The 21,371-nt window shown below is 68.8% G+C and carries 24 protein-coding genes and 1 other RNA gene; 12 read left to right on the top strand and 13 right to left on the bottom strand.

What is annotated here, in order from left to right; translation table 11 throughout:
- The first annotated feature begins 215 nt into the window (after positions 1-215).
- The 3 genes from MKK84_RS17900 to MKK84_RS17890 are packed head-to-tail and all read left to right on the top strand — an operon-like array spanning position 216 to position 2,794.
- Positions 216-413: a DUF3311 domain-containing protein gene (locus MKK84_RS17900; protein WP_243922025.1), complete on the top strand. Its 198-nt coding sequence runs from the start codon at positions 216-218 to the stop codon at positions 411-413.
- Positions 403-1,893: a monocarboxylate uptake permease MctP gene (mctP, locus tag MKK84_RS17895; protein ID WP_243922023.1), complete on the top strand. Its 1,491-nt coding sequence runs from the start codon at positions 403-405 to the stop codon at positions 1,891-1,893. The genes MKK84_RS17900 and mctP overlap by 11 nt, the downstream gene beginning before the upstream one ends.
- 13 nt (positions 1,894-1,906) lie before the next feature.
- Positions 1,907-2,794: an NAD(P)-dependent oxidoreductase gene (locus tag MKK84_RS17890; RefSeq protein WP_279599597.1), complete on the top strand. Its 888-nt coding sequence runs from the start codon at positions 1,907-1,909 to the stop codon at positions 2,792-2,794.
- Positions 2,795-3,199: 405 nt separating this feature from the next.
- On the opposite strand, the gene miaA is transcribed toward MKK84_RS17890, so the two are convergent.
- Positions 3,200-4,114, bottom strand: a complete 915-nt coding sequence (miaA, locus tag MKK84_RS17885) for a tRNA (adenosine(37)-N6)-dimethylallyltransferase MiaA (RefSeq protein ID WP_243922019.1) — start codon at positions 4,112-4,114, stop codon at positions 3,200-3,202.
- A gap of 14 nt (positions 4,115-4,128) precedes the next feature.
- On the opposite strand from miaA, the gene serB reads away from it, so the two are divergent.
- Complete coding sequence (gene serB, locus MKK84_RS17880; RefSeq protein ID WP_243922017.1) at positions 4,129-5,022, top strand: phosphoserine phosphatase SerB; 894 nt, start codon at positions 4,129-4,131, stop codon at positions 5,020-5,022.
- A gap of 4 nt (positions 5,023-5,026) precedes the next feature.
- Here the strand turns inward: serB and MKK84_RS17875 are convergent, their stop codons facing one another.
- From MKK84_RS17875 to MKK84_RS17845, 7 genes are all read right to left on the bottom strand, one after another.
- Positions 5,027-5,401 carry a CCDC90 family protein gene (locus MKK84_RS17875; protein WP_243922015.1) on the bottom strand — a complete coding sequence of 125 codons (375 nt, stop codon included), beginning with the start codon at positions 5,399-5,401 and terminating at the stop codon, positions 5,027-5,029.
- A gap of 139 nt (positions 5,402-5,540) precedes the next feature.
- Positions 5,541-7,103, bottom strand: coding sequence for a DegQ family serine endoprotease (locus tag MKK84_RS17870; protein WP_243922013.1), 1,563 nt, complete (start codon positions 7,101-7,103; stop codon positions 5,541-5,543).
- Positions 7,104-7,211: 108 nt separating this feature from the next.
- The gene (gene hflC, locus MKK84_RS17865; protein WP_243922011.1) at positions 7,212-8,168 is read right to left on the bottom strand and encodes a protease modulator HflC; all 957 of its coding nucleotides are present in this window, start codon (positions 8,166-8,168) and stop codon (positions 7,212-7,214) included.
- Entirely contained in the window at positions 8,165-9,349 is a 1,185-nt protein-coding gene (gene hflK, locus MKK84_RS17860; protein WP_243922009.1) for an FtsH protease activity modulator HflK, read from the bottom strand. The genes hflC and hflK overlap by 4 nt, the downstream gene beginning before the upstream one ends.
- 283 nt (positions 9,350-9,632) lie before the next feature.
- Complete coding sequence (locus MKK84_RS17855; RefSeq protein WP_243922007.1) at positions 9,633-10,124, bottom strand: dihydrofolate reductase; 492 nt, start codon at positions 10,122-10,124, stop codon at positions 9,633-9,635.
- A complete protein-coding gene (locus MKK84_RS17850) occupies positions 10,121-10,915 on the bottom strand; it encodes a thymidylate synthase (protein WP_243922005.1) in 795 nt (264 codons plus the stop codon). The genes MKK84_RS17855 and MKK84_RS17850 overlap by 4 nt, the downstream gene beginning before the upstream one ends.
- A gap of 79 nt (positions 10,916-10,994) precedes the next feature.
- On the bottom strand, positions 10,995-11,852 hold the full coding sequence (locus MKK84_RS17845) for a CPBP family intramembrane glutamic endopeptidase (RefSeq protein WP_243922003.1): 858 nt from the start codon (positions 11,850-11,852) through the stop codon (positions 10,995-10,997).
- Between MKK84_RS17845 and ssrA the strand changes: the two genes are divergently transcribed.
- The 4 genes from ssrA to MKK84_RS35495 all read left to right on the top strand — a co-directional run bounded on the left by ssrA (position 11,844) and on the right by MKK84_RS35495 (position 13,355).
- Positions 11,844-12,226: a transfer-messenger RNA gene (ssrA, locus tag MKK84_RS17840) on the top strand. The two genes, MKK84_RS17845 and ssrA, sit on opposite strands and share 9 nt — an antisense overlap.
- Before the next feature lie 65 nt (positions 12,227-12,291).
- Entirely contained in the window at positions 12,292-12,918 is a 627-nt protein-coding gene (locus MKK84_RS17835) for an SspB family protein (RefSeq protein WP_243922001.1), read from the top strand.
- A 37-nt stretch (positions 12,919-12,955) separates the two neighbouring features.
- Positions 12,956-13,168, top strand: a complete 213-nt coding sequence (locus MKK84_RS17830; protein WP_243921998.1) for a hypothetical protein — start codon at positions 12,956-12,958, stop codon at positions 13,166-13,168.
- Between the two features lie 52 nt (positions 13,169-13,220).
- Positions 13,221-13,355 (top strand): hypothetical protein, encoded by a 135-nt coding sequence (locus tag MKK84_RS35495; RefSeq protein WP_267358045.1) that lies wholly within the window; start codon positions 13,221-13,223, stop codon positions 13,353-13,355.
- Here the strand turns inward: MKK84_RS35495 and MKK84_RS17825 are convergent.
- Positions 13,352-14,740 (bottom strand): cytochrome P450, encoded by a 1,389-nt coding sequence (locus MKK84_RS17825; protein WP_243921996.1) that lies wholly within the window; start codon positions 14,738-14,740, stop codon positions 13,352-13,354. The two genes, MKK84_RS35495 and MKK84_RS17825, sit on opposite strands and share 4 nt — an antisense overlap.
- 120 nt (positions 14,741-14,860) lie before the next feature.
- Here MKK84_RS17825 and fumC point away from each other — a divergent pair, with 120 nt between their 5' ends.
- From fumC to MKK84_RS17805, 4 genes are all read left to right on the top strand, one after another.
- On the top strand, positions 14,861-16,270 hold the full coding sequence (gene fumC / locus MKK84_RS17820; RefSeq protein ID WP_243921994.1) for a class II fumarate hydratase: 1,410 nt from the start codon (positions 14,861-14,863) through the stop codon (positions 16,268-16,270).
- Between the two features lie 59 nt (positions 16,271-16,329).
- Positions 16,330-16,527, top strand: coding sequence for a DUF4169 family protein (locus MKK84_RS17815; RefSeq protein ID WP_243921992.1), 198 nt, complete (start codon positions 16,330-16,332; stop codon positions 16,525-16,527).
- A 34-nt stretch (positions 16,528-16,561) separates the two neighbouring features.
- Positions 16,562-16,792, top strand: coding sequence for a ribbon-helix-helix domain-containing protein (locus tag MKK84_RS17810; RefSeq protein WP_243921990.1), 231 nt, complete (start codon positions 16,562-16,564; stop codon positions 16,790-16,792).
- A gap of 78 nt (positions 16,793-16,870) precedes the next feature.
- A complete protein-coding gene (locus MKK84_RS17805) occupies positions 16,871-17,488 on the top strand; it encodes a ParB-like protein (RefSeq protein ID WP_243921988.1) in 618 nt (205 codons plus the stop codon).
- 49 nt (positions 17,489-17,537) lie between these two features.
- Here MKK84_RS17805 and MKK84_RS17800 read toward each other — a convergent pair whose 3' ends face one another.
- The 4 genes from MKK84_RS17800 to MKK84_RS17785 all read right to left on the bottom strand — a co-directional run bounded on the left by MKK84_RS17800 (position 17,538) and on the right by MKK84_RS17785 (position 21,078).
- Positions 17,538-17,897, bottom strand: coding sequence for a hypothetical protein (locus MKK84_RS17800; RefSeq protein WP_409566521.1), 360 nt, complete (start codon positions 17,895-17,897; stop codon positions 17,538-17,540).
- Positions 17,898-18,000: 103 nt separating this feature from the next.
- Positions 18,001-18,678: a haloacid dehalogenase type II gene (locus MKK84_RS17795; protein WP_243921986.1), complete on the bottom strand. Its 678-nt coding sequence runs from the start codon at positions 18,676-18,678 to the stop codon at positions 18,001-18,003.
- Between the two features lie 70 nt (positions 18,679-18,748).
- A complete protein-coding gene (gene murJ / locus MKK84_RS17790) occupies positions 18,749-20,275 on the bottom strand; it encodes a murein biosynthesis integral membrane protein MurJ (RefSeq protein WP_243921984.1) in 1,527 nt (508 codons plus the stop codon).
- Between the two features lie 203 nt (positions 20,276-20,478).
- On the bottom strand, positions 20,479-21,078 hold the full coding sequence (locus tag MKK84_RS17785; protein ID WP_243921982.1) for a superoxide dismutase: 600 nt from the start codon (positions 21,076-21,078) through the stop codon (positions 20,479-20,481).
- Between the last annotated feature and the right edge of the window lie 293 nt (positions 21,079-21,371).

Below are 21,371 nucleotides of genomic sequence, written 5' to 3'. Positions count from 1 at the left end.
ATGTCCCTCCCGGAGGCCGCATCGAGCTCGGGTGGCTCCCCCGAGCCCCCCGGCCGGGATTCGTGGATCCCGTGCGACAGGACTGGTTTATCCTCTCCACATCCCGTTGACGCAAGCGATCCGAGCTGTGATGCAGCGCATCAGACCGCACGATAAACGCACCGTGTAACAGCGTACATTCGATGCGGACCCAACTTTCTCATCCGAGCCGGACCATGGAATCCAGACGCCGCTCGCCGCTGATGTGGCTCCTGCTGCTGCCCTTCCTGGGGCTCCTCTGGGTGCCGTTCTACAACCAGCGCGATCCGATGCTGTTCGGCTTCCCGTTCTTCTACTGGTACCAGCTGGCCTGGGTGCCGCTGACCTCTATCATTCTTTACATCGTCTACCGGGCCGTGCGCGATGACCGCTGATCTCGATATCCCGGCGCTGTCGGTCTTCGTCTTCTTCTTCCTGCTCGTGACCGTGATGGGTTTCGTGGCCGCGCGCTGGCGCCGGCCCGAGACCCTCGCCCATCTCGACGAATGGGGCCTGGGCGGGCGCAAGTTCGGCACGTGGATCACGTGGTTCCTGATCGGCGGCGACTTCTACACCGCCTATACGGTCATCGCGGTGCCGGCGCTGGTCTACGCGGTGGGTGCCTACGGCTTCTTCGCCCTGCCCTACACGATCATCGTCTACCCGTTCGTGTTCGCGGTGATGCCGGTCCTGTGGCAGGCCGCCAAGGACAAGGGCTACGTCACGGCGGGCGACGTCGTGTACGGCACCTACGGCTCGCGGGCGCTGGAACTCGCGGTCGCCGTCACCGGCGTGATCGCCACCATGCCCTACATCGCGCTCCAGCTGATCGGCATGGAGGTGGCGATCAAGGCCCTGGGGCTGCACGGCGAGCTGCCGCTGATCGTCGCCTTCCTGGTGCTGGCCTTCTACACCTACTCGTCGGGTCTGCGGGCGCCGGCGCTGATCGCCTTCGTCAAGGACATCATGATCTACATCGTGGTGCTGGTGGCGGTGGCGATCGTGCCCTCGAAGCTCGGCGGCTACGCTGCGGTGTTCGACGCAGCCGACGCCGCCTTCAAGGCCAAGGGCTCGGGCGGCATCCTGCTCAGCCCGGCGCAGATCCTGCCCTACGCCTCGCTGGCGCTCGGCTCGGCGCTCGCGGCCTTCATGTATCCGCACACGCTGACCGGCATCTTCGCCTCCTCGGGCGGCAACACGATCCGCAAGAACGCGGTGCTGCTGCCGGCCTACACGCTGCTCCTCGGGCTTCTCGCCATGCTGGGCTACATGGGCCACGCAGCCGGCCTGAAGGTGACGAGCAACAACGACATCGTGCCCGCCCTGTTCAAGACCCTGTTCCCGGGCTGGTTCGCGGGCTTCGCCTTCGCGGCGATCGCCATCGGCGCCCTGGTGCCGGCGGCGGTGATGTCGATCGGTGCCGCCAACCTGTTCTCGCGCAACGTCTGGAAGGCCTACGTCAACCCGAACGTGACGTCGGCCGGCGAGGCACAGGTCGCCAAGATCACCTCCATGCTGGTCAAGCTCGGCGCGCTGGTGGCGATCCTGGTGCTGCCGACGCAGTTCGCGCTCGATCTCCAGCTGCTCGGCGGCCTGTGGATCCTGCAGACCCTGCCGGCCCTGGTGTTCGGCCTCTACGTCTCGTGGTTCCGGGCACCGGCGCTGCTGGCCGGCTGGGCGGTGGGTTTCGTGGCCGGCAGCCTAATCGCGTGGTCGGACGGCCTGAAGCCCCTGCACAGCCTGACCTTCGGCGACACGAAGCTCACGCTCTATACCGGGCTCCTGGCGCTCGCCGTGAACATCGTCGTGGCGGTGCTGGTGAACGCGGTGCTGACCCTGGGCGGCCGGAATACGGCCGTCGCGGCGGGCCGCTGAGCCCGTCGGAATCCTGTTTGAGGAGAGCACAATGGCGAAGGTCGCATTCCTGGGTCTCGGCGTGATGGGCGGCCCGATGGCGGGCCACCTCGCCAAGAAGGGTGGCCACGACGTCACCGTCTACAACCGCACCACCCCGAAGGCGGAAGCCTGGGTGAAGACCTATGGCGGCGCCTTCGCGCCGACGCCCCGGCAGGCCGTCGAGGGCGCCGAGATCGTGTTCGCCTGCGTGGGCAACGACGACGACCTGCGCAGCGTCGTGCTGGGCGATGACGGGGCGCTCGCCGGCATGAAGTCCGGTGCGATCTTCGTGGACCACACCACGGCCTCGGCCGAGGTCGCGCGGGAACTTGCCGCCGCGGCCGAGGCGAAGGGCGTCGGCTTCATCGACGCCCCGGTCTCCGGCGGTCAGGCGGGCGCCGAGAACGGCGTGCTGACCGTGATGTGCGGCGGCGAGGCCGCGACCTACGCCAAGGTCGAGGGCGCGATCGGATCCTTCGCCCGGGCCTGCCGGCTGATGGGCCCGGTGGGCTCCGGGCAGCTCACCAAGATGGTCAATCAGATCTGCATCGCCGGTCTGGTCCAGGGCCTGTCGGAGGGGGTTCACTTCGCCAAGCGGGCCGGCCTCGACGTCGAGGCGGTGCTCGACGTGATCTCCAAGGGGGCCGCCGGCTCCTGGCAGATGGAGAATCGCGGCAAGACCATGAACCAGGGCAAGTTCGACTTCGGCTTCGCGGTCGACTGGATGCGCAAGGACCTCGGGATCCTGCTGGACGAGGCCCGCCGCAACGGGGCGAAGCTCCCGGTCTCGGCGCTGGTCGACCAGTTCTACGCCGAGGTGCAGGCCATGGGCGGCAACCGCTGGGACACGTCGAGCCTCGTGGCGCGGCTGGAGCGCTGAGTTTTTTCGCACTTCAGAAGGCCGGGGAACCCGCACGGCAATCCAGACCCTGCCAGGGTCCCTCCCCCTCTGCGGGCTACGGTCTTCACACATCTCAGGCTAAGGCGCGGGTTGCCCTCTCCCCGCGGGCGGGGAGAGGCCCGCACGGACCTCGTCGTCCGTGCGGGAAGCGGAGGCGAAGCCGCAGCGGCGGTGAGGGGGCGGCTCCGGAAAAGACTCCTCCGTTCGTGCCCCCCTCACCTTCGGCTGCCGCCTCGCTCCGGCGACGACAAGGCCGCCGGAGCCCTCTCCCCGCAAGCGGGGCGAGGGGATCACCCGGCTGGAACGTTGCAGCCGAATCCAGAGCGGCAGAGCGCTGTGTGAATCCGGTAGCCCCTCTCCGGAGGCGGGCGTTTCACGGCACGTTCACAGCTCAACCTGGGCCGCCCCCGGATCCATCCAGCGCCAGCCCTCCCCCATCTGGTGGCGGAACCACGTGAACTGGCGCTTTGCGTAGGCGCGCGTATCCGCCTGCCCCCGAAGAATCGCGTCTTCGAGGCTCACCGCCCCGTCGAGATGGGCGATCAGGCCCGGCACCCCGTGGGCGCGCATCACCGGCAGCATCGGGTCCAGGCTTCGCGACCGCAAGCGGGCGACCTCATCCAGCGCGCCCTCCGCGATCATGGTTCGGAACCGGGCATCGATTCGGGCGCGCAGCACCGCGCGATCGGGCGCCAGGAAGATCTTTTCGAGGTTCCATCCGGCCAGCGGACCGGGAACGGGATCGCCGTAGAAACTCGCGATCGGGCGTCCGGTGGCGAAGAAGATCTCTAGGGCGCGCATCACGCGCATCCGGTCGCTTGGGCGTAGGCGTGCCGCCCCCTCGGGATCGTGCCGGGCGAGGTCGGCGTGCAGCGCCTCGGTCGGGCGCCCCTCCGCCGCGCCCCGCACCTGGGCGCGCACCGCTTCGGGCACGGGCGGCAGCTCCGAAAACCCCTGCTCCAGCGCCCGGAAATACAGGCCCGTTCCGCCCACGAAGACCGGCAACCGTCCGTCCAGGGTCAGGAGCAGCGCCGTCGCAGCCCGGGAGAAATGCCCCACGGAATAATTCACGGCGCCGTCGACATGGCCATAGAGCCGATGGGGCACCCGCGCTTCCTCGTCGGGACCGGGCCGGGCGGTCAGACGCCGGAGGTCGGCGTAGACCTGCATGGAATCGGTGTTGATCACCACGCCGCCGTGACGCTCCGCCAGCCGGGCGGCGAGCGCCGACTTGCCCGAGGCGGTGGGCCCTGCGATGAGGATCGCCGCCGGGCGCCCCCCGGCCTCTCGGTCTGGCAAGGCGAACCTCCACGATGCTGGTCGCGGTCCTGATAGCAAACCCGGATCGGCCGTCCATCACCGACGCGGTGCTGGCCGAGACACGCGCGGTGCTGCGGACGGAGCACCAGCCCCGGATCCTGCACGGTGAGGTCGCGGCCGAGTTGCTGGTGCCCGGGGAGCAAGCGGCTGCAGCGGCCCTGACCGACGCACTGCGGACGGCGCTGGCCGGGGAGCCGATCGACCTTGCGGTGCTGCCGGCCGATGCGCATCGGCGCAAGCGCCTGTTTCTGGCCGACATGGATTCCACCATGATCGAACAGGAATGCATCGACGAGCTCGCCGGGACCCTCGGCCTCAAGGACCACGTGGCGGCGATCACCGAGCGGGCGATGCGGGGCGAGATCGCCTTCGAGCCCGCGCTCCGGGAGCGCGTCGCGCTCCTGAAGGACATTCCGGTCGATGCGGTCGACGGGCTGATCGCCGAGCAATTGAGCCTCACGCCGGGCGGTCCCACGCTGGTGCGGACCCTGCGGGCACACGGCGCCCGGACCTGTCTCGTCTCCGGCGGCTTCACCCTGTTCACCGGCCCGATCGCCGCGATGATCGGCTTCCACGAGCATCGCTCCAATGTGCTGGGTGTGGCGGACGGCCGCCTGACCGGCACGGTCGAGGATCCGATCGTCGGCAAGGCGGAGAAGCGTGCGACGCTGATCGAACTGCGCGGCGCCCTCGGCCTCGACGCTGCCGACACGCTCGCGGTCGGTGACGGCGCCAACGACCTCGATATGCTGGCCGAGGCCGGCCTCGGCGTGGCGTTCCGGGCCAAGCCCGCGGTGGCCGCCGCGGCACAGGTCCGCGTCGAGCACGGCGACCTCACCGCGCTCCTGTACCTGCAGGGCTACGCGGCGGCGGAATTCGTGGGGTGAACGCTCAGTGGATGGTCCGGGTCAGGGCGACCACGGCGCCCAGCACGGCCAGCGTCTGAAAGCCGATCGCGCCGACGAGCCAGCGCACCGTCTCGACCTTGGCGGCGGCGATGGCGCCCTTCACGGCTTCGATGTCGGCTTTGGTTGTAAGCCGCAGCGCCTCGATGTCGGCTCGGGTCTGGACCTTCAGGGTCTCAACCTCACTTCGAACGCGTTGGATATCCGCCTGCACGTCGCGGATGTCGGCCTTCGTGGCGAGGTTTCCGTCGAAGACATCGACCAGTGCGTCGGCCAAGCCCTCGGCCTGCTCCGGCGACAGCTTCGCCTTATCGCGCAAGGCGCGGGCGAACTTCAGGGTATCGAAGGCGACGGCTGACATAGGCCCAGGACCATCCGAGCCGCACCGACTCGCCGGATCAGTGTGCCGCCCCGCAGCGCCCCGTCAATGCGGCGCCCCAAATGCAAAAGGCCGCCGCTTCTCGCGAAGCGACAGCCTTTGATCCTGCTTGAGAGCCCGTTCAGTCCAGCCCGACCGCCACGAAGCGCACGTCGCCGGTCGCGCTCGCCACCAGCAGCAGCACCGACTTGCGCCCGTCCTTCTTCAGGGCATCGATCCGCTTGGTCACGTCGGCGGGTGTGCTCACCGCCTCCTGGCCGACCTCGACGATCACCTCGCCCTGCTGGATCCGCTTGTCGGCCGCCGTCGAGTTCGGATCGACCCGAGTGACGACCACGCCCTTCACGGTGTCCTTGATGGAGTACTTCTTGCGCAGATCGTCGGTCATGCCGGACAGGTTGAGGCCCAGCGCCTGACGCGTGGCGCTCTCCGGCTCGGGCTGGCGCAGGTTGGCAGGCTGCGGCTTGTCGCTGTCCTCTAGACGGCCGAGGGTGACGGGCTTGGTCACCTCCTCGCCCTTGCGCATGACGATCACATCGACCTTCTGCCCCACCGGGGTGGAGGCCACGATCCGCGGCAGGTCACCGGAGGCCTTCACGGACGTGCCGTTGAACTTCAGGATCACGTCGCCGACCTCGATCCCGGCGGTCTTGGCCGGGCCCTTTTCGTCGACGCCGGCGACCAGGGCGCCCCGGGCCCCACCCTTGAGGTTCAGCGCCTCGGCAGTGGCATCGTCGACGTTCTGGATGCGCACGCCGAGCCAGCCGCGGCGAACCTCGCCGAACTCGCGGAGCTGGTCGATCACCGGCTTGGCGGTATCCGAGGGGACGGCGAAGCCGATGCCGACCGAGCCGCCGGTGGGCGACAGGATCGCCGTGTTGATGCCGATCACCTCGCCGTCCATATTGAACAGTGGACCGCCGGAATTGCCCTTGTTGATGGCCGCGTCGGTTTGGATGTAGTTGTCATACGGGCCGGACTCGATGTTCCGGCCCCGGGCCGAGACGATGCCGGCCGAGACCGAGCCGCCCAGCCCGAACGGGTTGCCGATGGCGATTACCCAGTCGCCCGGCCGCATCTTGTCCGAGTCGCCGAACGGCACCGCTTTCAGCGGCCGGTCGGCTGTGGGCTTCACGCGAAGTACCGCGAGATCAATCTTCGAATCCTTGCCGACGATCTCGGCCTTCAGCTTGGTGCCGTCGTGCAGGATCACCTGGATGTCGTTGGCATCGCCGATGACGTGGTTGTTGGTCACCACGAGCCCGGAGGCGTCGATTATGAAGCCGGAGCCCAGCGAGTTCGACTTGCGCTGCTGGCGCGGCGTGTCGTTGTCGCCCCGCTCGCCGCCGCCGCCTCCCCGACCGCCGCGGCGATTGAAGAATTCCTCGAACAGATCCTCGAACGGCGTGCCCGGGGGCACCTGAGGTCCGGCGCGGCTGCCGCCGCGTGCTTCGACCGTCGTGGAGGCGGAGATATTCACCACCGCATCGGTCACTTGATCGGCAAGGTCGGCGAGCGAGGCCGGCCCCTTGGCGAAGGCCGGGAGCGGCAGCCCCGCCGTCACCACGGAGGCGCCCACGAGGACCGCCGCCATCAGGCTGCGGGCGAGGGAACGGGCCAGGATACGGGGCTGCGCCTTGGCGCGGCCGAAGGGCACCACGGGGGGGCGCGCGACGGGGTGCATAATCGACCTCTTCAAAACCGCGTTTCCGGCTCCGCGGATCCCTGACCGGAGATCAGGGTCCGCGTGTTGTCGCACTCAGTAATCCCGGGGGCCGGGACGCCGACACGCTCAGCGTGCGGCGCCCGCGGTGGATCCGGTGGTCGCGTTCGGATCGGCAGGGCGCGGGGGACGCGTTGCCGCGGCGCGGCCCTGCGGATCGCTGAAGTAGCGGAAGAAGTCCGTGTTCGGACTGATCACGAGGCGCGTGTCCGATCCCTTCAACCCAACCTCGTAGGCCTGCATCGACCGGTAGAAGCTGAAGAAGTCCGGGTCCTTTCCGAACGCCTCGGCGAGGATCCGGTTCTTGTCTGCGTCACCCTGACCGCGCAGCTGCTCAGATTTCTGGGTCGCCTCGGCGAGGATCACCGTGACCTCGCGGTCGGCCTTGGCACGGATCGTGGCGGCGATCTGATCGCCATTGGCGCGGATGTCGGCGGCCTCGCGCTCGCGCTCGGTCTTCATCCTCTTGTAGACCGCGGCCGAGTTCTGCGCTGGCAGATCAACGCGGGTCATGCGCAGATCGACTATCTCGATGCCGAGCGCCTTGGCCTGCCGATTCACGTCCTCCTGGATCTGGTGCATCAGCTGGCCGCGATCGGTCTTCACGATGGCGTCGCGGGTCGAGCGGGCCAGCACGTTGCGCAGACCGGAATTCGTGAAGCTCGCGAGCCGCTGGTTGGCCAGCCCGATATTGCCCACCGCTTGGTAGAAGCGCAGCGGATCGAGAATCCGGTAGCGGGCGAAGGCGTCCACCTCCAGGTTCTGCCGGTCGGCGGTGAGCACCGTCTGCACCGGCAGGTCGAGGTCGAGCACGCGCTTGTCGAAGATCACGACGTTCTCGACGAACGGCACCTTGAAGTAGAGCCCGGGCTTCTCCTCGCCGGTGGCGTTGAGCACGGCGCGGACCCGGCCGAATTGCAGGACGAGCGCCTGCTGCATCTGGCCGACAGTGAAGATCGAGGCGTAGAGCCCGATCGCGACGATCGCGGCGACCGCGATCAGGCCGGTGCGGAGAGCCTGCTTCATCGGGCAGCTCCCGTCTGGGTCTGGGCCCGGGCGCCGAACTCCGAGAGCGGCAGCACCGGCAGCACGCCGGCCGCCGTCGCGGCACCCGGCTGTGTCCCGTTCTGGTCGATGATCACCTTGTTCACGGAGCCCAGAACCTTCTCCATCGTCTCCAGGAAGATCCGCTCGCGGCTGATCGCCGGGGCGGCCTTGTAGGAGGCGTAGACCTCGCTGAAGCGCGCCGCCTGGCCGGTGGCATCGGCGGTCGCCTTGGTCCGGTAGGCCTCAGCCTGCTGGACGATCTGCGACGCCTTTCCGCGCGCCTGCGGGACCTCACGGCTGGCGTAGGTCTTGGCCTCGTTCTGCGCCGTATCGGCGTCCTGCTGGGCGGCGTTCACGTCGATGAAGGCCGGGCGCACCTCGGGCGGCGGGTTCACCGAAACGAGCTGCACCACCTCGATGCGCACGCCGGCGCCGTACTCGTCCAGCGCCTTCTGGACCATCTCCTTGACCTCCTGGGCGATGCTCGACTGCTCGTTGGTCAGGATCGCCTGGATGTTGCGGCGGCCGATCACCTCACGCATCGCGCTCTCGGAGATCGCCTTGATGGTGCCCTCGGGGTTCTGAAGGTTGAACACGAAGTCGGACGCCTTCAGCGGGTTGACCCGCCACTGCACTTCGAAGTCGAGATCGACGATGTTCTCGTCGCCGGTGAGCATCAGGCTCTCGTCCGGCACGTCGCGATTGCGGCCCTGGCCGCCGGGCCCGGCGCGGAAGCCGATCTGGATCGAATTCTGCGATCCGACGTCAGGCTTGACCACGCCGCCGATCGGATAGGGGAAGTTGTAGCGCAGGCCTTCGCCCTTGGTGCCGACATAGCGGCCGAAGATCGTCTCGATGCCGACCTGACGCGGGTAGACCGTGTAGAAGCCGGTCGCGAGCCAGACCGCGACGGCGAGCGCCGCGATCACCGCCGCGCTACGACCGCCGCCGAGGCCAGTCGAGCCGCCGCCGCCATAGCCGCTGGAGCCGCCACCGCCCGGGATCAGGCCGCGCAGCCGGTCCTGCCCGCGCCGGAGCAGATCCTCAAGGTTCGGCGGGGTCTTACCGCCGTTGCCCCACGGGCCGCCACCGCCGTTGCCGCCGTTCCCGCCGGGCCGGCCCCAGGGGCCTCCGCCGCCGCTCTGATTGCTCCAAGGCATCCTAGCCGTCGTCTCCCGCCTGTCCGCGCCCGACTTTCATGCCAGCCGGCGCCCCTTGCCTAAACGGCCACGCTCGCCCGCCTAGTCCCGCCGATCCGGGTCGATAGCCGGGCGACCTGGGCCTGTCGGAGGCCTAAGAGCCTGCACGCGCGCATCTTCCTGTAAGATGTGCAAGCCCGACGTGAGCACGCGCACCTGACAGGCACCTGCGGGCGCACGCCCCGTGCTGTCAAGGCTGGCAGGTGGGCATCCCGGCCCCCAAAGGCAAATGCGGCCGCGCGCCTCAGCGCACGCGTTCCCAATCCACGAACGCGAACGCGTGCTCGTCGCGTGGGCCGGCGGGGTGCGCCTCGCGAAACGTCTCACGGAACCGGGCTCGGTCGAAGGACGGGAATCGCACGTCGCCTTCGGGCTCAGCCGCAACCTCGGTCAGATACAGCCGATCGGCCTGCGGCAGGGTCAGGGTGTAGATCTCCGCGCCGCCCACCACCATCAGCTCCGAGCCGGACGCGGCCGCCAGTGTGGATTCCCAGTCGTGAACGACTTCGACGCCCTCGGCCCCGAAGGCGCGGTCGCGGGTCAGGACGAGCGTACGGCGGCCCGGCAGCGGTCGGCCGATCGAGTCCCAGGTCCGGCGGCCCATCAGCATCGGCTTGCCCATGGTGAGCGCCTTGAACCGCTTCAGGTCGCTGGATAGGTGCCAGGCGAGGCCGTTGTCGCGGCCGATCACGCCGTTGCGGGCGACGGCAGCGACCAGGGAGACGATCGGTCTCATACCGCCACCGGCGCCGCGATGGCCGGGTGCGGATCGTAGTTCTCGATGGCGATGTCCTCGTACCGGAATGCTAACAGGTCCCGCACCGCCGGATTCAGCCGCAGCTGCGGCAGCGGACGCGGCTCCCGGGCCAGCAGGGTGCGGGTCTGCTCCAGGTGGTTCCGGTAGAGATGCGCATCGCCGAAGGTGTGAACGAAGTCGCCGACCCCGAGGCCTGTCACCTGCGCGATCATGTGGGTTAGGAGCGCGTAGCTCGCGATGTTGAACGGCACACCCAGGAAGGCGTCGGCCGAGCGCTGGTAGAGCTGGCAGGAGAGCCGCCCCTCGCTCACGTAGAATTGGAACAGGCAGTGGCAGGGGGCGAGCGCCATCCGGTCGAGATCGGCGGGGTTCCAGGCCGAGACGATCAGGCGGCGTGAATCCGGGTTGCGCCGGATCTCGTCGAGCACCCAGGCGATCTGATCGACCGTGCCGCCGTCGGGCTTCTGCCAGGAGCGCCACTGCTTGCCGTAGACCGGGCCAAGGTCGCCGTGCGCGTCGGCCCACTCGTCCCAGATCGTCACGCCGTTCGCCCTAAGCGCGGCCACATTGGTGTCGCCGGCCAGGAACCAGAGCAGCTCGTGGATGATCGAGCGCAGGTGGAGGCGCTTCGTGGTGACCAGGGGGAAGCCGGCCGACAGGTCGAAGCGCATCTGGTGGCCGAACACCGAGAGCGTGCCGGTGCCGGTGCGGTCCTCCTTGGCGGCGCCCGAGTCGAGGATGCGCCGGAGCAGGTCGTGATAAGCGTCCATCCGCCATTCCTGCGCGCGACCGGGCCGCCGGGCAAGCGCGCCGGCAGCATCTATGCACCGCCGTCGCGCACCCGGGTGATCAGCTCGGCCAGAGCAGATAGGTCACGAGCGCGAGGTTCGACCAGCCGTGCAGGGCGATGCCGGGCCAGAGGCGCCCGGTCCGCCAGCGCAGCCAGCCGAGGGCCAGGGCCAGCGGCAGCAGCGAGACCGGCCGGGCGAGCCCCCAAGACGACACGTGGGCGGCGGCGAAGATCAGAGCGGTGACCAGGATCGCCGCCACGGGCCCGACGGCGGCCTGGGCGCGGGCGAAGGCCTCGCCGCGCAGCAGCAGCTCCTCGGCCACCGGAGCCAGGATCGTGAGATAGGCGAGCCACGCCGCCACCGCGGCCGGGCTCATGAAGGGCGACAGCCGCACGTGCTGGCCGAAACTCGCGCCGAACAGCTCGGCCGTTCCGGTCACCCACACGATGTGCAGCACCGGCCAGACCAGCAGGATCCCCAGAAGGAGGACGGGTCGCATACCGTTCGGGCGCTCGCGGTCGAGAGCGAGGCGGCGGCGCCACCCGGCCCGGTCCCGCAACCACGCCCCGCCGATGACCAGAAGGGCGAGGAAGACCTGCCGCAGGGCGTCGACCGCGAACGCCCGGTGAGCGAGTTCCACCGCGCCGAGGAACGGGCGCCGCTCCGGCGGCAAGAACGGGTCGATCCCGCTCCACAGATCGAACCCGACGCGCACGGCGGCGAGCGAGAGCAGGCTCGCCGCGCCGAGATAGAGGACCACGAGGCCGATCAGCGCCCCGAGGCGCCAAGTCGCGGACCAGATCCGGTCGAGACGGCCGCGCCGATCTGGCCCGCGAGCGCGGGACTGCGCACTTCCGGCAACAGCCTCGCCCGGAGGCGCGATAAGAGGCGGTGGCGCGACACGATCGGGCTTCAAAACCGGACCGATCCCCTCTATATCTCGGGAGCCGGTCGCGAGGCCGGCTATGGCGATAAACGTTCTTCGCAATAAACCTATCGGACCCGGGGGCGGTACCCGGCGCCTCCACCTGAACCCAGGACATGCTGCCGCAAGGCGCGTCGTCAGAAGCCTGGGCTCCGGCGGGGGCGACATAGGATCGACGAGGGCGTAAAGGTTGGACTTTCGCTCGGCATGGTTCCGCCGTTATCGGGCCTTTGCAAGAGTTGCCAACGACAACTTTGCTCCGGTGGCGGTGGCCGCGTAAGCGGTTCCCAATACCGACTTGAAGACCTAGCGGGTAGCACCGCATAGGCGGGGTTCGGAGGCACCTGGCACCAGAAGCTTCCACTCCAAGTCCTCGGTCCGGCCATCTGCGGCGGGGCGCCGGGCAGACCGGGCGAGAGCGCAACCGCTGATGGCAGACGACCTGATCCGCTACGATCTCCTGGTACAGGACGCCCTGCGTGGCGTCGTGCGCAAGGTGCTGACCGACGCGGCCCGCGAGGGGCTGATGGGCGAGCACCATTTCTACGTCTCGTTCCGGACGGAGGCGCCCGGCGTGCGGATGTCGCAGGCTCTGCGCGAGAAGTACCCGCAGGACATGACGATCGTCCTGCAGCACCAGTTCTGGGACCTCAACGTCACCGAGCACGCCTTCGAGGTCGGCCTGTCCTTCTCGGGCGTGCCGGAGCGGCTGCTGGTTCCGTTCGACGCCCTGTCGGGCTTCTTCGACCCCTCCGTGCAGTTCGGGCTGAAGTTCGATCTGAGCGAGGCCGGCGAGGCGCCCGAGGAGGCGAACGCCACTCCGGCCAAGACGGGCCCGCGCGGGGCTGGTTCCGAGCCCGGCGAGGTTCGCCCCAAGAGTCCTGGGCTCGCCACGATCGGCGCGGCGGCTCCGAAGGGCCTGCCGGCCCCCGCGGCGGCGAGCGACAAGGGCTCACCCAAGCCGGACGAGAAAGCGCCCCGCCCCGCCGCCAAGAAGGAGGGCGAGGAAGCCGGCGCCGAGGTCGTGAGCCTGGACGCGTTCCGCAAGAAGAGCTGAACCGGCCGGGCCGAATCACCGGCCCGGGGATTCAGGGGTGAACGAGGGTAGTGCGCAGCCGGGTTTGTGGGTGAACAAGTGGAAGCACCGCGCCACGTGCTTCAACGAGGGGCGGAAGCTGGCCGCGACCCTGTTTAATTCTTCGGCCATCGCCACGATCGGCATCGCGGTCATCACCCCCCTAGCGCAACGGCATCTGGATCTACTCTCAGATGGTGGTTGGACTTTGCTGATCGCCGCAATCGTCTAACATTTGATAGGTCAAATCATGATCAGGTTCCTGCGGCAGGAGGAATGATCGCATGACCCAAGCTTATGCCAACCAGATTCTTGCGCTGGCCCTTGGGATGTCCGCCCTCGGCCTCGGCGGTGTCTTCATTGCATCGCGGCTTTACGACCGTAAAACCCGTCAGCTTGAGGCACGGCGGGGCGATTAGCCCCGTCCCTCGGCCTCCATGCGCAGCCCATGCTCCGGCCGCAGCGTCACCCGATGGAGCGGCGTAACCGGCGGGTGATCGGCCGGGAGGTGGAACCGCACCGCCCGCACGATGTGCGCCAGCAGGATCACCGCCTCCTGAACGGAAAAACTCTGCCCGATGCAGACCCGCGGCCCTGCCCCGAACGGCAGGTAGGTGAAGCGTGCGATGCTGTCGCGATTCTCAGGGAGGAACCGCTCCGGCACGAAGGCCTCCGGGTCGTTCCAGAGCAACTGGTGGCGGTGAAGCACCCAAGGGGCAACCATCACCAGCGAGCCCCGCGGCACCTTGATCCGGCCGAACCGGTCGTCCCGCACCGCCTGCCGGCTGAGGAACGGCACCGGCGGGAACAGGCGCATCGCCTCCTCGATCACCGCCCGCGTGTAGGGCAGCCGCTCCACCGAGAAGTCCCCCGGCCCGGCAGCGTCGACCTCGGCCTCGATCCGCGCCTGGGCGCCTGGATCCTGCGACAGGCAGTAGAGCGTCCAGGTCAGGGAGTTGGCGGTGGTCTCGTGGCCGGCGGCGATGAAGGTGACGATGTTGGCCTTCACCGCGAGATCCGAGAGGCCGTTGCCGGTCTCGGGATCCTGCGCGGCCAGCAGCAGCGTCAGCAGATCCCGTGGCGCCTCATCCTGCGCCATCAGCGCCTTGCGCCGGGCGATCAGCTCGTCGACCACCTCGGCGAAGAAGCGCCCCGCCGGGCGCGCCCGCAGCCGGCCGATCCGCGGCACGAAATCGGGCACGCCGAATACGTCGAGCGGGTCGATCGGCCCCACCGCTTCTAGAAAGCGCGTGATGGCACGGCCCAGCGCGTCCGGATCGCTCGGCAGGCCATGCGTGAAGATCGTCCGCTCCAGCACGTCCAACGTGACGCGGGTCATCTCCAGGGCGACGTCGACCGGCTTGCCGGCCCGGCGGGCGAGGCGCCGGCCGAGGCGCGCGCCGGCTGCGTTCATCGCGTCAGAAAAGCCCTGGACGGTGCGGGCGTTGAAGATCGGCGCCAGCGTCCGGCGCTGAAGCCGCCACTCGTCGCCCTCGGCGCTGAGCAGGCCGTTGCCGAGCCCGGGGGCGAGAACCCGGCGCTGGAGATCGTCCTTGCGGTAATTCTCGGCGTTCTCGATCAGCACGTACCGAATCAGCGCCGGGTCGCTCACCAGGGTGATCCGGCCCATCGCACCCTCGGCCGCCACCACCGGCAGCTTGAAATGCGCGTCCATCCAAGTGGTGATCGGGTTCTTCCGCGCCGCCCGCAGGAACGCGAACAGGCCGAGCGGCTCCTTGAGCGGAGGCGGCACGGTGGGACGGAACCGGGTGGCGGGTTCGGGCAGGTCGATCGTTGCGCTCATCGGCTCCTTCCGGCGGGTACAGAGCCCCGCCCTTGTCGGTGCGCCGGCACAAACCGGCATCGCGATTCAGCCGCGCCTCCTTTAAGTAGGCACCGCACTGCACCAGACGTAGAGGCCACGATGTCGCCCACCGAGACCGCCACCCGCACCGAGTCGGATACGTTCGGTCCGATCGAGGTCCCGGCGCATCGCTACTGGGGCGCGCAGACCCAGCGCTCGATCCAGAACTTCAAGATCGGTACCGACCGGATGCCGGCGCCGCTGGTGCACGCGCTCGGCCTCGTGAAGCAGGCCGCCGCCCTGGTGAACAAGGATCTCGGCGCCCTCGACCCGAGGCTCGCCGACGCCATCGCGGCCTCGGCCGCCGAGGTGGTGGAGGGCCGCTACGACGACGAATTCCCGCTCGTCATCTACCAGACCGGCTCGGGCACCCAGTCCAACATGAACGCCAACGAGGTGATCGCCAGCCTCGCCAACGAGCGCCTGGGCGGCCAGCGCGGCGGCAAGTCGCCGGTCCACCCGAACGATCATTGCAACCGCGGCCAGTCCTCGAACGACACCTTCCCGACCGCCATGCACATCGCCGTGGCCCGCGAGATCCAGGGCCGCCTGCTGCCGGCGCTCTCGCACCTGCACGGGGCGCTCGACGCCAAGGCGAAGGCGTTTGGATCGATCGTCAAGATCGGCCGCACGCACCTGCAGGACGCGACCCCGGTCTCCCTCGGCCAGGAATTCTCGGGCTACGCCGCCCAGGTCGCGCTCGGCGGCTCGCGGGTCGCCGCGACCCTTCCGGGGGTTCTGGCGCTCGCCCAGGGCGGCACCGCGGTCGGCACCGGGCTCAACGCCCATCCGGAATTCGCCGAGCGCTTCGCCGCCAAGGTCGCGGAGCTGACCGGCCTGCCCTTCACCTCGGCCGACAACAAGTTCGAGGCGCTGGCCACCCACGACGCCCTCGTGTTCACGCAGGGCGCGCTGGCCGCGCTGGCCGCCGGCCTGTTCAAGATCGCCCAGGACATCCGCTTCCTCGGCTCAGGGCCGCGCTCGGGCCTCGGCGAGCTGTCGCTGCCGGAGAACGAGCCCGGCTCCTCGATCATGCCCGGCAAGGTCAACCCGACCCAGTGCGAGGCGCTGACCATGGTCTGCGCCCAGGTGATCGGCAACGGCACCACGGTGAGCTTCGCCGGCTCCCAGGGCAATTTTGAGCTGAACGTGTTCAAGCCGGTGATCGCCAACGCGGTGCTGCAGTCGATCCGCCTGCTCGCCGACGCGGCGATCAGCTTCACCGACAATTGCGTGGTCGGCATCAAGGCCAACGAGGACAAGATCGCCGACCTGATGAGTCGCTCGCTCATGCTGGTGACGGCGCTCGCCCCCTCGATCGGCTACGACAAGGCCGCCGAGATCGCCAAGACCGCACACAAGAACGGCACCACCCTCAAGCAGGAAGCGCTGCGCCTCGGGTACGTGACGGAGGAAGAGTTCGAGCGCGTGGTCCGGCCGGAGACCATGCTGGCCCCCAGCGCCGACTAAATTTGCGACTTGGCCGGCGCGGATGTCACGCGCCGGTCGCCACCATCGGGAGGCGATCCGTGGCCGAGATCATCAACCTGCGTCAGGTCCGTAAGGCGAAGGCCCGCGCGGCCGACGATGCCAAGGCCGAATCGAACCGGATCGCGTTCGGGCAGCCGAAGAAGGCTAAGACCCTGCAGCAGCGGCGCAAGGCCCTGGAGACCGAGCGCCACGAGGGCCATCGCCTCGAACGGGGCGGGTCCGATCCGGCGGAATGAGGGTCCGGTCCTATACCTGCGCGGCCGCCTCTGCGTGAGCGCGGGCCTCACCAAGCACTCCGTGATGATCGCGGGTCACCGCACCAGCGTGTCCCTGGAGGATCCGTTCTGGGTAGCCTTGCGCGAGGTCGCGGAGGCGCGGGGCCAGTCGGTCCAGGCGTTGATCGGCACCATCGATGCCGGGCGTGGCGGCCAGAACCTGTCCTCGGCGATCCGGGTGTTCGTGCTGGAGGCCGTGCGCCGGCCCACGATCCTGCAAACGTGACCGCCCACCGGATTGACCTTCCGGCCTGCCGTGCGTTGTGACATCCGCGCGACAGAACCACGCAGGACTTGCGACCCAATGACCATACGCGAACCGCTGCTCAAGCCCGTCCCGATCGCGGAGCTGCGGCCGACCCAGATGACCGTGGGCTACCGGGAGGTGGCGGAGAAGCGCCGCCGATGGCGCGCCTATGACGGCGAGAAGAAGCGTGAATTCCTTGGCGCGCATCAGATCCCGACGGTGCTGGGCCCCAAGAAGCGCCACTATGTCGTCGATCATCACCACCTCTCCCGCGCCCTGCTCGAAGAGGGCGTCAAGGACGTGCTGGTGACGGTGATCGCCGATCTGCACCACCTTGAGAAAGATGCGTTCTGGACCGTGTGCGACCACAAGTCGTGGGTCTACACGTACGACGCCGAGGGCGTGCGCCGGGATTTCAACGATCTTCCAAAGGCGATCGCCGATCTGGCGGACGATCCGTTCCGCAGCCTCGCGGGCGAATTGCGCCGCGCCGGCGGCTTCGCCAAGGACACGACACCGTTCAGCGAGTTCCTATGGGCGGACTTCCTCCGGCGCAACATAAAGGAGAAGCGCGTAGAGAACGACTTCTCCGACGCCCTGGAGAAGGCCATGGCGTTGGCCAAGTCCAAGGAGGCCGGATACCTCCCCGGCTGGTGCGGCCCGTCCAAGGGGTGAAGCGTTAGAGGGCCCTTCGCCGAACTGGACACCAGCTCGGCGAAAAGAATTACTCGCAAACCTCGACGCGGCGGTAGGTGAACTCGCCGTCGCCGAGCCACTCCTTGCGGCGCTCATAGTGGCAGATCGGGCCGCGGCGCTCGCGGATCACGACGGGCTCGGGCTCCTCGACCAGGACACGGCGCGGACGGTACTCCGGCGGCGGGGGCGGAGGCGGGTTGTTGGCACCGTTGATGAGGGCGCTGCCCACGACGCCGCCGACCACGCCAGCCGCAAGGCCGCCGACGATGGCGCCGGTCTGGTCGCGTGCGGTGGCCGGGGCGACGGCCCCGAGCACCAGGGTCGTCGCAAGGGCGGCGGCCCCGGCGCGAATCATCGTGAAGGAACCGTTGAAGGACACGCGCAACATCTCCCGTTCGTGTTGGAGATGATCCAACACCGGGAGGATTAAAAATCCCCGAAGCCGCGCGATCGGATTGCGTGCCAGATAACCCGGCACGCCGCCGGCGGGGTCAGAGTAGTCCGTCGAGGCTCTTTACCACCGTCATCGGGGCGAGGTCGGCGTATTCCTCCGGCAGCCCCTTGCGGTTCACCCAGGCGGTGCGGAACCCGAAGGCGGTCGCCCCCGCCACATCCCACCGGTTCGAGGAGCAGAACAGCACATCCCCCGCCCCGACTGCGAGCCGGGTTAGGGCGCTCCGGTAGGCGTCGGGGTGGGTTTTGAACACCTGCGCGTCGTCCACCGACAGCACGGCGTCGAGGTGATCGGCCAACCCCGCTGAGGCTACTGCGCGGTCGACCATAGCGGCGTTGCCGTTGGTCAGGATCGCGGTGCGGATGCCACGCTTGCGCAGGACCGCCAGCACGCCCGGCACCTCCGGATAGGCCTCAAGGTCGCGGTAGGCGTCGAGCAGCCGCTCCCGCAGGCCCGGATCGACGTTCGGGTGGACCGCCAGCGCGTAGTCGAGGGCGCGCACGGTCAGGTCCCAAAAGGCGGCGTAGCGGCCCATCAGCGCCAGGGTCCAGCTGTATTCGAGCTGCTTGGTGCGCCAGACCTCGGACAGGTGGTCGGCGTCCGGCCCCACCGCCCCTGCGTAGCGCTGGACCGCGGCGTTGACGTCGAACAGCGTGCCGTAGGCGTCGAAGACAGCGGCCTTCACGCCCGCGAGCGGTCCTGATGCGTCGGTCATGGCGATCCTCTCTGGGTGCTAACGCCCGATCTGGGGCCGGACCCGCGCCGCGGCGAGCCCGACCTTTTTCTCACGCCCGGCGCAGGCGCAGGCCGAACAGGTGCAGCAAACCCGCCAGCAGGCCGCCATAGACCACCGCGCCGGCGAGCCCGAGCAGTGCCAGGATGGCGAGTTCGCGCCCGTGCGTCAGGGCGGGAACCAGCGCCTGGGCGAGGCCCTGGCCGTAGACGGCCACCACCGCGAGGCCGAGGCAGGCGAGCACGACCCCCGCGACGGTGAGCCCGAGGGTGCGCCCCGGTGCCGTCCAGTTCCGGCGTTTGGCCAGGACGAGCAGCAGGATCAGGTTCACCCACTGGGCGACCGCTGTGGCGAGCGCCAGGCCGGTCACACCATAGGAACCGGTGAGCCAGAGCTTGAGGGCGACGTTCACCCCGATCGCCGTGAGCGAGGCCCAGAGCGGGGTCTTGGTGTCCTGGCGGGCATAGAAGCTCGCCGTCGCGCTGCGCACCAGCACCACGGCCGGCAGCGCGAAGCCGTAGGCCGCCAGCACCGAGGCGGCCCGGGCGGCATCTTCCGCGCTGAAGGCGCCGCGCTGGAACAGGGCCGCCATGATCAGGCCCGGGATGGTCAGGAAGGCTACCGTGAACGGCGCCGACAGCGCCAGGGAGAAGCCCGCCGCCCGGTTCTGCGCCGCATGCGCGCCGGCGACGTCCCCTGCGGCGATGCGCCGACTCATCTCGGGCAGCAGCACCGTGCCGGCTGCGATCGCGATGACCCCGAACGGGAGCTGGTAGAGCCGGTCGGCATAGTAGAGCGCCGAGACCGCGCCGGTCGGCAGCCAGCTCGCGATGATCGTGTCGGCGAAGGCCGCGATCTGGAACCCGGCGGAGCCGATCACCGCCGGCCCCAGCACTGCAAAGAAGCGTTTCAAGGCCGGGTCGGCCCGCGGCACGGCGAGGTCTGGCATCACCCGCACCCGCCGGCAGCCCCACCAGAGCAGGCCGAACTGGAGCACGCCCGAGACGGCCACACCCCAGGCGGCCGCGTAGGCCGCGTTCGGGAACAGGAAGCTGACGGACAGGGCCGCCAGCATGGCGAGGTTGAGCAGGACCGGGGCGCCGGCCGCCACGGCGAAGTGCCGGTGGGCATTGAGGATGCCCGACAGCAGCGTCACCAGCGTCATGAACAGCAGGTACGGGAAGGTGATCCGGGTCAGCGCCACCGCGAGCTGGAAACGCTCGCCATCCTCGGCGAAGCCCGGCGCCAGGGCGTGGACCACCCACGGCATCGCCGGAAGCGCAAGGTTGAGCAGCACGAGCTGCACGATCAGCATCAGCGTGAAGACGCGGTCGGCGAAGCGGTGCGCGTCGCCCGGGGCACCGGCCTCCGCGAGCCCGGCATAAGCCGGCACGAAGGCGGTGTTGAACGCGCCCTCGCCGAAGATCGCGCGGAAATGGTTCGGCAGCCGGAACGCCACCACGAACGCGTCGGCCATGGGCCCGGCGCCCATCACGGCGGCCATCACCACGTCCCGGGCGAAGCCGGTGACGCGCGAGACCAGGGTCCAGCCGCCGACGGAGAGGATGGAGCGGATCATGGGTTCGGGCGCAACGCTGCGCGGCTCCCCTCCCCCCGCAGAAGCGTGAAGGAGCGCTGTTCAATCATCACGGATATTGATTGCAGAGGAATGGCCGGACCCTTCAACACCGGGTCATCCGATGATGCGCGCATCAAGAGCCGGTTTCATCGGCCACCTCAAGGGTGCCGCGGACACAAGGCCCGCGACACCGGCTGGACGCCTCAGGCGGTTGCCTCGGCGTACATCTTCTCGACGTGCTCCCAGTTCACGAGGTTCTCGATGAACGCCTTGAGGTAGTCGGGCCGGCGGTTGCGGTAGTCGATGTAGTAGGAGTGCTCCCACACGTCGACGCCGAGGATCGGCTTGGCGCCGTGGACCAGCGGGTTCTCGCCGTTGGGCGTCTTCATGATGGCGAGCTTGCCGTCCTTGACGGCCAGCCACGCCCAGCCCGAGCCGAACTGGCCGATGCCCGCCTGGATGAAGTCCGCCTTGAACTTCTCCGCACCGCCGAGATCCTCATCGATCTTCTTGGCGAGCGTGCCGGGGATCGCCCCGCCGCCGTTCGGCTTCATCCACTGCCAGAAGTGGATGTGGTTGTAGTGCTGGCCGGCGTTGTTGAAGAGCGGCTGATTGGTGTTGTAGGCGGCCTTGACGATCTCCTCGACACTCTTGCCCTGGAGATCGGTGCCCTCGAGCAGCTTGTTGCCCGTATCGACATAGGCCTTGTGGTGCTTGTCGTGGTGAAACTCGAGCGTTTCCTTCGACATGTACGGCCCGAGCGCATCATACGCGTAGGGCAGTTCCGGCAGGGTGAAAGTCATCGCGTCTGTCTCCGCTTGGCAAAGAACATGGGCAAAGGGCAGCCTCGTCCCGGCGGGGGCTCCCGAGTCGAGAGACAGCTAGGTAAGTCGGGCGCCGCAGGACGGCAACGCCGTTCCGGGCCGGCCACGTGGGAACTCCCAGAAACGGAAGCCGCTTGGCCGCTTGGGCTCACCTGCAGACAACCGGCGGCGTGCGCTATCCCGGGTGATCTCGCCGTCCGGTTTTGCAATATCCCGGCCAGGCCTTACTGTGCGCTACGTCTTTAGGGCCGGCGGGAGCCGGCACGTGCCAG

Origin of the sequence: Methylobacterium sp. E-065 (genome assembly GCF_022829605.1) — a bacterium.
GTDB lineage: Bacteria > Pseudomonadota > Alphaproteobacteria > Rhizobiales > Beijerinckiaceae > Methylobacterium.
The sequence above is the reverse complement of the archived record's forward strand: the minus strand, read 5'-3'. Positions and strand labels throughout refer to the sequence as shown.

Bases quoted from the DNA above. Each gene is read 5' to 3' on its own strand.
- MKK84_RS17900 (WP_243922025.1), top strand. From the start codon at position 216: ATGGAATCCAGACGCCGCTCGCCGCTGATGTGGCTCCTGCTGCTGCCC.
- mctP (WP_243922023.1), top strand. From the start codon at position 403: ATGACCGCTGATCTCGATATCCCGGCGCTGTCGGTCTTCGTCTTCTTC.
- serB (WP_243922017.1), top strand. From the start codon at position 4,129: ATGCTGGTCGCGGTCCTGATAGCAAACCCGGATCGGCCGTCCATCACC.
- MKK84_RS17875 (WP_243922015.1), bottom strand. From the start codon at position 5,401: ATGTCAGCCGTCGCCTTCGATACCCTGAAGTTCGCCCGCGCCTTGCGC.
- MKK84_RS17870 (WP_243922013.1), bottom strand. From the start codon at position 7,103: ATGCACCCCGTCGCGCGCCCCCCCGTGGTGCCCTTCGGCCGCGCCAAG.
- hflC (WP_243922011.1), bottom strand. From the start codon at position 8,168: ATGAAGCAGGCTCTCCGCACCGGCCTGATCGCGGTCGCCGCGATCGTC.
- hflK (WP_243922009.1), bottom strand. From the start codon at position 9,349: ATGCCTTGGAGCAATCAGAGCGGCGGCGGAGGCCCCTGGGGCCGGCCC.
- MKK84_RS17855 (WP_243922007.1), bottom strand. From the start codon at position 10,124: ATGAGACCGATCGTCTCCCTGGTCGCTGCCGTCGCCCGCAACGGCGTG.
- MKK84_RS17850 (WP_243922005.1), bottom strand. From the start codon at position 10,915: ATGGACGCTTATCACGACCTGCTCCGGCGCATCCTCGACTCGGGCGCC.
- MKK84_RS17835 (WP_243922001.1), top strand. From the start codon at position 12,292: ATGGCAGACGACCTGATCCGCTACGATCTCCTGGTACAGGACGCCCTG.
- MKK84_RS35495 (WP_267358045.1), top strand. From the start codon at position 13,221: ATGACCCAAGCTTATGCCAACCAGATTCTTGCGCTGGCCCTTGGGATG.
- MKK84_RS17825 (WP_243921996.1), bottom strand. From the start codon at position 14,740: ATGAGCGCAACGATCGACCTGCCCGAACCCGCCACCCGGTTCCGTCCC.
- fumC (WP_243921994.1), top strand. From the start codon at position 14,861: ATGTCGCCCACCGAGACCGCCACCCGCACCGAGTCGGATACGTTCGGT.
- MKK84_RS17805 (WP_243921988.1), top strand. From the start codon at position 16,871: ATGACCATACGCGAACCGCTGCTCAAGCCCGTCCCGATCGCGGAGCTG.
- MKK84_RS17800 (WP_409566521.1), bottom strand. From the start codon at position 17,897: ATGTTGCGCGTGTCCTTCAACGGTTCCTTCACGATGATTCGCGCCGGG.
- MKK84_RS17795 (WP_243921986.1), bottom strand. From the start codon at position 18,678: ATGACCGACGCATCAGGACCGCTCGCGGGCGTGAAGGCCGCTGTCTTC.
- murJ (WP_243921984.1), bottom strand. From the start codon at position 20,275: ATGATCCGCTCCATCCTCTCCGTCGGCGGCTGGACCCTGGTCTCGCGC.
- MKK84_RS17785 (WP_243921982.1), bottom strand. From the start codon at position 21,078: ATGACTTTCACCCTGCCGGAACTGCCCTACGCGTATGATGCGCTCGGG.